Raw genomic sequence first — 7983 nt, 5'->3', positions numbered from 1 at the left:
CCTGTCATTCATCGCTCCTTTTTAAAGTAACGATGAACTAAAACACTCTCTTAGGCAATCACGCTATTTTGTCCAATTTGCGCTGACGGGATACACTTCAGAATCGTGGCGTCAAGGATATTTTGATTGCCTGTGTTGACGGCTTGAAGGGCTTTCCTGATGCTATCGCCACGGTTTTCCTCGACACCCAAATACAGTTATGTGTTGTTTATATGGTGCGCAACTCGGTTAAGTTTGTGGCATGGAAGGACTATAAGGCCGTCACTGCCGACTTGAAACGCATCTATCAGTCTGTAACCGAGGAAGAAGCTTTACTGGCACTCGATCAATTTTCCGCACGCTGGGATGAATAATATCCACAGATCGGCCGATCATGGCGTGCGCATTGGGACAACATTTGCACACTCTTCAAATACCCCGGGAATCAGAAAGACCATCTATACAACCAATGCCATCGAATCGTTCAACAGTGTTATTCGGAAGGCAGTCAAAAAAATAAATCGTTTCCAACAGATGATCCCGCAAAAAAAGTAATTTTCCTAGCGGTACAGGGAGCATCTCGAAACTGGGCCATGCCAATAAAAAAACTGGAAGGCGGCTTTGAATCCGCCTCGTTTTATGATCGAATTCGAAGGACGACTGATTGCGTATGTCTAATTCAGGCAGTTACACAGTTAAATTTACAGTCTCCATCAAAAATTGTTCAGCTAACTCAGCTAGGGTCTTATCACCCTTGATTGCGGCTATTGCCATTTTGGCTTTGAATCCCGCTGCGTGATTCCTTCTCGTCCTTCTCATACTCTCGCTCCTTTTCTTGCCGTCTATTACACGGCTTGGGTTGAGCAAGATTGACACTTTCCCGACTGTCCGAATTTGCGAAGCCATTTCTATTAAGTGATTGCATGAGTTTCGATTCAATCAGCGCATTAATTCTACTGGAGTTTTTTTATTCAGATTGGTTGACGGTATCGCTAATGCGGCTTGCCCAAGCGGTAGCTTCCAGTTCCATCGCAGTGAATTCGGTGATGCTGAGAAAACCGATTTCCGACAATATTGCTGAGACTTTTTCAAATTCACCTTGTTCATGGGCTTCAATCAATTGCAATTGACGTCCTAGATAGCCGCGCCGAGCCAGCAAGGCCTCGCTCATGTCTTTCTGGATACTGAGTGTTTCAACCAATTTGGACATTTCAACGCCTAATAAGGTATCTAATAAGGATAAAACACCGACCATAAAAGCGCGGTCTTGATGATTTTTATCATGGGGACGATCAGCTGTGGCAATGAACTCTAGCAGTTTGCCTCGTGCAGCGGCGGTTTGCATTAATGCATCGGATGTACTGCCGTCTCTTTGCTTGGCGGCATAGAGCAGTATTTGTATCCATCGTTGTAATTGTTTTCGCCCGATTATCATAATGGCGCGTTTAATGGAGTTGATTTTACTCGGTAGGCCGCTTGCCGCTGAATTGACCATGCGCAGCAAGTTATAACTTAAACCGGGTTGATATTTAAGCTCATTTTCAATGTCATCCACCCCACCGTCTTTAACAACCAGTAATAATAATTTCAATAGCGAGAGTTTCGATGGATCAATACGTTTTCCCGAGATGATCTCTGGTTTTGCAAAATAAAAACCTTGCAACATTTGAAAGTTTAAGGAGATACAACGTCTGGCAGTTTCCCGATTTTCAACTTTTTCGGCTAACAATAAAACCGGCCAGCGTCTGAGTTCTTTTACGAGATTGATTAATGCACTTTGGCTTAATGCGTTCACATTGACTTTAACCACATTAATTAGCGGCATGAGGTTGCTTAGCTGTTTGTTTAGCTGAACAACGTTGGAAAGCGCTAACTGGTAGCCTTTTTGTTTTAAAAATGAGCAGCGATGGATAATGGCATCATTGATTTCTACATTTCTTAGAATTTCCAGGACCACGTGTTTTTTGGGGAGCATGCAAATCGCATCGTTCATCAATAACTGCGCATCTACTTTAATGAAACCACGCCGTTTTCCGATCACATTTTCTATACCTAATTGTCCGTAGGTGTCGATGATGACATTTGCGGAAGCTGCGGAATTGTTGGTGACAGTGACGCTATCTTGTTGTTCGGAGCGAAATAAGAGTTCGAATGCGACTAAATTTTGTTTATTGTCGAGAATCGGTAATCTGCCAAGATAAACTTCATTCATGTTCTCTCCTATATGCTCGCTTAGTTCATTTTGTACGCTTGTGGTTATCGTCCAAGATTGATTTAACTTGAGTTTTGGCTAGCAATGTGCTAGGCGCAGGAGCAGGAGCAGGAGCAGGAGCAGGAGCAGCACGGGGGTTCGGTGCTGAATTTAATGTGCAATGCGGGGAATTAGATGCCCAAAGGGGCTGTTTCTGAGAGAAGAATACTGTGCCCGTATTGATGACTCAGGGCTTGGTGGGGCGTCGTGATTGCCGGTTTTTCGGTGCCTGTTTATCGCTTGACGGGGTGGGCGATGTTGTCGTTACGATGATTGGGCATCATATGCGCTCTTTCCAACGGGAGCGTCTCGCCGCGAAAAAATTTGGGTTCACGCATATTCCACAGCACCATCAGCGGTATGCCAATCAACAAAGTGACTACTCCGATCAGGAATACGGCGCCTACGCCAGCAATTGATCCACTGGAACCATAAGTCGGGTCCATCATGTTCCATGCCTGAATGATGCTCACCGCGATCAAAATGGCCGCAGCAATAATCGGCAAAATCACTTGCGATAGCGCTGTGTGCCAGTGACTAAATGCAGTGCGGTGGAAATATAGAGCACATGAAAGCGCCGCTATTGTGTAGTAAGTACAAACGGCGATGCCGACGCTATGGATCGTATCCTTGACGATGGATTCGCTGATCAGGTTTAACGTGATGTAGATTGCCAGTGTCATCAATCCAATTGTCCAGGTTGCAAACTTTGGTGTTTGCGTTGTCTCATTGACGGAAGAGAATCTGCGCGGGATCGCCCGGTATATTGCCATGGCCAGTGCAGCGCGTGCTGCCGGCATGATGGTGGACATGGTGGATGAAAAAGCCGAAATTGCGATGATCAGCGCGGCAGCCAGAGCTCCGTTTGCGCCGATGCTATCGGTTGCCAGAGATGTGATAATCGAATCGATGTTGCCTTCGAATGTTAGGCTAGATTTATCCTGCACGTCGATACCGGCATATGCCAGCGCTGCGGTGGAGAAAACGACATATGTGACAACTGTGATGAGCATGGCAATGATGCCGCTGCGTCCGGCTTGTTCGGCGCTGCCATCGGTTTCCTCAGACATTGCCAGCGCTGCGTCAAATCCCCAGAATATAAATAGTGCGACAAGAAATCCATTCAAAAAAGCATTGAATGACGTAATCGCGAACGGATTGAGCCATTCTAGCGAGAACGGCTCGGCGGTGCTCACGGCCTCTCCCTGCATGATACGTATAAACAGGATCGCTGCGAGTATGATGAGTCCTCCGTATTGAGTGATTGTTAGAATCATGGTGGTGCGCGAAGATTCCTCGGCCCCGAGCGCGGTCAGATATGTCGTGATGAAAATGAACGACGTGGCGACTCCAAAGCGAAACCACGCGGGCATTTCTTCTAAATTAAAGATGATGGCGGTTGCGTTGACGATGATCTGGGTCGCAGCGACTCCTGCCAATATGCTGGCTAACAATAGCGCCCATCCGCCGAACCAGCCAAATCGAGGGCCAATGGCTTTGGTGCCCCAGGTGAAAACTGTACCGGAGTCCGGCGCAGAAGTGGTTAAATGTTTGTAGGATAGTGCGACGAAGAACATCGGGATTACCGATAACAAAAATACGATCGGCAACTGATAACCGCTCTCGGAAGCGCCGTACCCCAATGCGCCAGTGAGTGAGTACGCCGGAGCGGTCGCCGCCAGACCAATGGTGACCGCGGCCGATTTGGATACGGATCCCTTTTTTAATCCCTTGGCTTTTAACCCATGCATTACCGCTTCTTCGTGCATCTAATACCTCATGTTTCTTGGGAGTGGCAGAAAGAATCTTTTTTTCTGAGCCGGAAAGTAGCAAAGATTGAGAGCTAAGTCAAAAACAGCGCGCAATGATCAAAATACCTGACGACAGGTTAATTTCTCAATATGTTCAGGTATTGCATGATTTCTGCGCACTGTGGTTCTTTTGACCGTATATGGGATCTTTGGTACAGTCCAAGCCAGCTTCTGACAGTGTCGATGAATGGATAAGGAGAATATACATGCAACATAGTCCGGGATTTTTACGATTAGTGGAACAAGCAAAACAGCGCATAAAGGAATGTACCGCAGCTGATGTACAGGCGAGATTGACACGAGGTGAACAATTCCATTTTATCGATGTGCGGGAGGATCATGAGTTTTGGATAGATCATGCGGCCGGTGCCCGTCATCTGGGAAAAGGCATTATTGAACGCGATATCGAAACTGTGGTACCTGATAAGCAAGCACCCATCGTATTGTATTGCGGAGGAGGTTATCGCTCGGCTCTGGTGGCGGATGCATTGCAACAAATGGGTTATACCAATGTGCTATCGATGGATGGCGGAATCAGAGCCTGGCGTGATGCCGATTATCCGCTTGAAAAGGATAAGTCAATTTAATAGAAACTGTCTGTGTTGCCGTTACGGCACTGAAAACAGGCTCAGCGCACGCATTAATTACACATAAACTTGCAATTCTCCCGTGGTCTTGCCGTGGGGATAGGTGCAGGGCGCGTGGAGCAAGTTTATTTGCGCTTCGAACTGATTTTAGAATGCTGATTTCTGTTACAAACTTCAAATATTTTTATAGCGACGACGGGCGCTGACACCCAATAAAGCAATACATAGCAGCACTAGGGTGTGCATTTCCGGTTCCGGTACGGTTGCGGTGGTGTCAAAATGATACGAAAGTAGAGGTTGTTGTTGCGTCATCAGGATATCGTGACCAGCGGGATGGGGAATGCTCATAAGCATTGTAAAGTTCTTTTTTACCGGCAAGATTCCTGGAGTCAAGTAATTAGGTAAGTGATTGGTATTGTTATAGATATTGTGGTTTGCGCTGCTACCATAAAGGAAGCTGCTACCGGTAAAAACGGTTGCTGGGTTGTTGTAATCGTCAGTGATACGCCTATTATTCATTGTTCTGAATAAATTTTCTGCAATACCGATGCCGTGTAATGTGTCGCGGATGGTGACATTAGGTAAACGTAACTGGACGGTTCGCATGGTTTCACTGAAAGCGCTGAAATTACTATTTGCATGGCCACTCTTTGTGACGACAAACAGTAACGTCATGATGGTAGAAAGCAATACATATTTTAGTGTGCTATTCATAGCTGATCCTTTTAAAATTTTCTACAACCTACTCGGGCAAAATAGCATCGTGGTCTTGTTTTATAGTAAGAACATACACGGGGAAACCATTCGACATCATTATTTTGTGAAATTTAAACGAAACGAACGTGGTTGGGAATGTGACAAATTGTCGCGCAGCAATTTATCACAACATTGATATGCTGGCTTTACTTACATATTTTGTACGTGTGATGGTGAAAGCACCAAAATCAGCGCTTGTTAACTTGGTTTTATTCAAATCAGAAAATACTGACTCATCATAATCTGAGTTGCTTTAAACTATTAGGAAGTGGCACATTTTATCGGCTTTATTGCGCTAGGTCGATGCTTATTTACCAGCTAACTTAGGAGTGGAGTCTCTCCATTGCTGGGCTTGCATCAAAGCAGAGCGCACATAATATCTCTCTGGATCTGAGATTTAATCGAGACTAGAAACAGGATACTCGCTATCATGACATACATACACAATCAAATTTTGCCTGTAGGTACTCAAATCGGCGTCTACGAAATCAAAGATGTCTCAAAAGTTGGCACTTTCGATATCGTCTATCGCGCTTGGAATCACCATCTCAAGGAATGGGTAAAAATACAAGAGTATTTTCCGCATGATTTTGCCATTCGCGCAAACGACGGGCTTGGTGTTGAATTCAAGTCAGCGGGTGATAAAGAAAATTATGCGTATGGGCTAAAGGCATTTTTGGATCAGGCTGAAATTCTGACACAAATCGAACATCCCAATATTGTGATCACTGAGAATGTCTTGCAACTCAATGGGACAGCTTATCTGATTCTGGGTGTCCCCAAAAAAGGTGTGTCGCTTCTCAAGTTAATCCAGGCTCCGACTACATTTGACGAAACAGAATTAAAATTCATTCTGGTGTCGATTTTGACTGCTTTGCAGAAAATACATGAACACAGTATTGTGCATGGCGGCATTCAACCGGCAGCGATTATTTTGGGCAAGGATGGAGAGCCGCTATTGACCAATTTCTCTGCTGCACGATTGACTATCGCGGCGCGCACGGCTCAGCTCGCTGATGAGCTGGTCGCCGGTTACGCAGCGATGGAACAATATGAGCCGGCAAAGAAGTCCGGTCCCGCAACCGATTTTTATGCGCTGGGCGCAACGATGTATTATTGTATGACGCATCAGCAACCTGTTGTTGTGCAGAGCCGGGCAATGCTTTTAAGTAAGAGTGAGCCAGATCCGATGGTTTTACTTTCCGGAACTACGGATGCCAGCTACAGTGCGGAGTTGTTGCGAGCGGTCAACTGGATGTTGCAACCTGAGTATAATCATCGGCCGCAATCGGCAGCCGAGATAATAACATTACTAAAATCAGATTCCGCCAGTGATCAGGCAAGCGCTTTGACTCCAGAGCAAGCGACCGCAAATAATAAGAGCACGCTATGGGTCGGTGTCATGGCCGGAATCGTTGCATTGGTGGTTTTTGGATTATGGTTTAATGAAAAACCTGCAGAAATAGTGGCAGATAAATCAGGTATAGTAACCACCCAGCCTTTATTCCAGCGTAATCCCGGAAAATCAGCCGCAGCCATCGAATCGGAAACACAAGAACAGCAATCTGTCGCTTCGGTCACTGCCGAGCCGAATCAGGCATCCAACGTAGACCAAATATCCGAAACCATCCAAGAAACGACGCATGTGGCTGAGCAAAAGGCGGACAGTGTAACTACTCCACCGATTATCGAACCAGCGTTCAAGGATAAAACGACAATTGAATCGGAGCCTGACAGTGGTCAGCAATTGGCAAGGATTGACCAATCACTGACTCAGTCCAAGCAGCCAAGTTTTTCAGAAAAACAGACTGATGGCGGATCCATCAGTAAGCATTTGGCTGCTGCCGAGAAGGCCATGAAAGCAGGGCGTCTTACCACACCGTTAAGAGATAATGCGCACAAATACTACCAAACGGTGCTTGCTATGGAAGCGGATAACGTGCAAGCGCTCACTGGTTTGCAGAAAATCGTTGATCGCTATGCCCAGTTTATCGGCAAGGCAAGAGCCGAAGGCAGGCTCAATGACGCCAAGCTTTATCTGCAAAGAGCTGAAGCTGTCTTGCCGGATGACCCTAAGTTGAAGAGTATCCGGGCGGGACTGGGGAACGCTGAATAATGCGGCTATTTAACAGACCGTTGAAAAATGGTCTACATTGTCGCTACACGCTGGGAAGCAGGTTTAAAATATGCGTTGATTCCGATCTGAAGTCGCTTGTAAAATCAGGTGAACTAAAGTTTTATCTGGCATTCCTTAGAGGCAGGTAGTGAGCAGCATAATCCAGGAGCCTAGTATGAAAAATTCTTTTTCTTTTTAATGAGGATGAACACTACGACCAAATGAAATTGGACGTTTAGCCGCCTTGGGCGGCTCATGGTTTAAGACGCCTTTGAGGCGTTCACCCAATAAGCCTCCGGCTTTGGCGGAGGTAATTTAACCGCATCGCGAAAATCACGGGGGCTTGCCCCCGAGCTGGATAGTCTACAATGCGATAGGCCATTGTAGACTATCCAGCTTATGGAACTGCAGAGACATAGTCATCATGTATTCAGGTTGATGTATCACTTTGTATGGATTCCGAAATATCGTCATAAAGTATTT

General features: G+C 45.9%; 5 protein-coding genes and 1 pseudogene. 3 read left to right on the top strand and 3 right to left on the bottom strand.

Annotation, left to right across the window (positions count from 1 at the left end; genetic code table 11):
* Positions 1 to 95 precede the first annotated feature (95 nt).
* A pseudogene (locus C8R34_RS17195) lies at positions 96 to 657 on the top strand (transposase); the annotation flags it as partial.
* 289 nt (positions 658 to 946) lie between these two features.
* Here the strand turns inward: C8R34_RS17195 and C8R34_RS15590 are convergent.
* Positions 947 to 2191 (bottom strand): EAL and HDOD domain-containing protein, encoded by a 1245-nt coding sequence (locus tag C8R34_RS15590; RefSeq protein WP_110342151.1) that lies wholly within the window; start codon positions 2189 to 2191, stop codon positions 947 to 949.
* A gap of 272 nt (positions 2192 to 2463) precedes the next feature.
* Positions 2464 to 3999 (bottom strand): APC family permease, encoded by a 1536-nt coding sequence (locus tag C8R34_RS15585; protein WP_110342149.1) that lies wholly within the window; start codon positions 3997 to 3999, stop codon positions 2464 to 2466.
* 248 nt (positions 4000 to 4247) lie between these two features.
* Between C8R34_RS15585 and C8R34_RS15580 the strand changes: the two genes are divergently transcribed.
* Entirely contained in the window at positions 4248 to 4628 is a 381-nt protein-coding gene (locus C8R34_RS15580) for a rhodanese-like domain-containing protein (RefSeq protein WP_110342147.1), read from the top strand.
* A gap of 174 nt (positions 4629 to 4802) precedes the next feature.
* Here the strand turns inward: C8R34_RS15580 and C8R34_RS15575 are convergent, their stop codons facing one another.
* Complete coding sequence (locus tag C8R34_RS15575; RefSeq protein ID WP_110342145.1) at positions 4803 to 5342, bottom strand: PEP-CTERM sorting domain-containing protein; 540 nt, start codon at positions 5340 to 5342, stop codon at positions 4803 to 4805.
* A gap of 472 nt (positions 5343 to 5814) precedes the next feature.
* Between C8R34_RS15575 and C8R34_RS15570 the strand changes: the two genes are divergently transcribed.
* Complete coding sequence (locus tag C8R34_RS15570) at positions 5815 to 7500, top strand: protein kinase (protein WP_110342143.1); 1686 nt, start codon at positions 5815 to 5817, stop codon at positions 7498 to 7500.
* Positions 7501 to 7983 lie beyond the last annotated feature (483 nt).

It is taken from the genome of Nitrosomonas sp. Nm84 (assembly GCF_003201565.1).
GTDB lineage: Bacteria > Pseudomonadota > Gammaproteobacteria > Burkholderiales > Nitrosomonadaceae > Nitrosomonas.
Note: the sequence above shows the minus strand (reverse complement) of the source record. Positions and strands in the feature narration are given on the sequence as shown.

Excerpts from the sequence above, each read along its gene's own strand:
- C8R34_RS15575 (WP_110342145.1), bottom strand. The coding sequence starts at position 5,342 with ATGAATAGCACACTAAAATATGTATTGCTTTCTACCATCATGACGTTA.
- C8R34_RS15580 (WP_110342147.1), top strand. The coding sequence starts at position 4,248 with ATGCAACATAGTCCGGGATTTTTACGATTAGTGGAACAAGCAAAACAG.
- C8R34_RS15585 (WP_110342149.1), bottom strand. The coding sequence starts at position 3,999 with ATGCACGAAGAAGCGGTAATGCATGGGTTAAAAGCCAAGGGATTAAAA.
- C8R34_RS15590 (WP_110342151.1), bottom strand. The coding sequence starts at position 2,191 with ATGAATGAAGTTTATCTTGGCAGATTACCGATTCTCGACAATAAACAA.
- C8R34_RS15570 (WP_110342143.1), top strand. The coding sequence starts at position 5,815 with ATGACATACATACACAATCAAATTTTGCCTGTAGGTACTCAAATCGGC.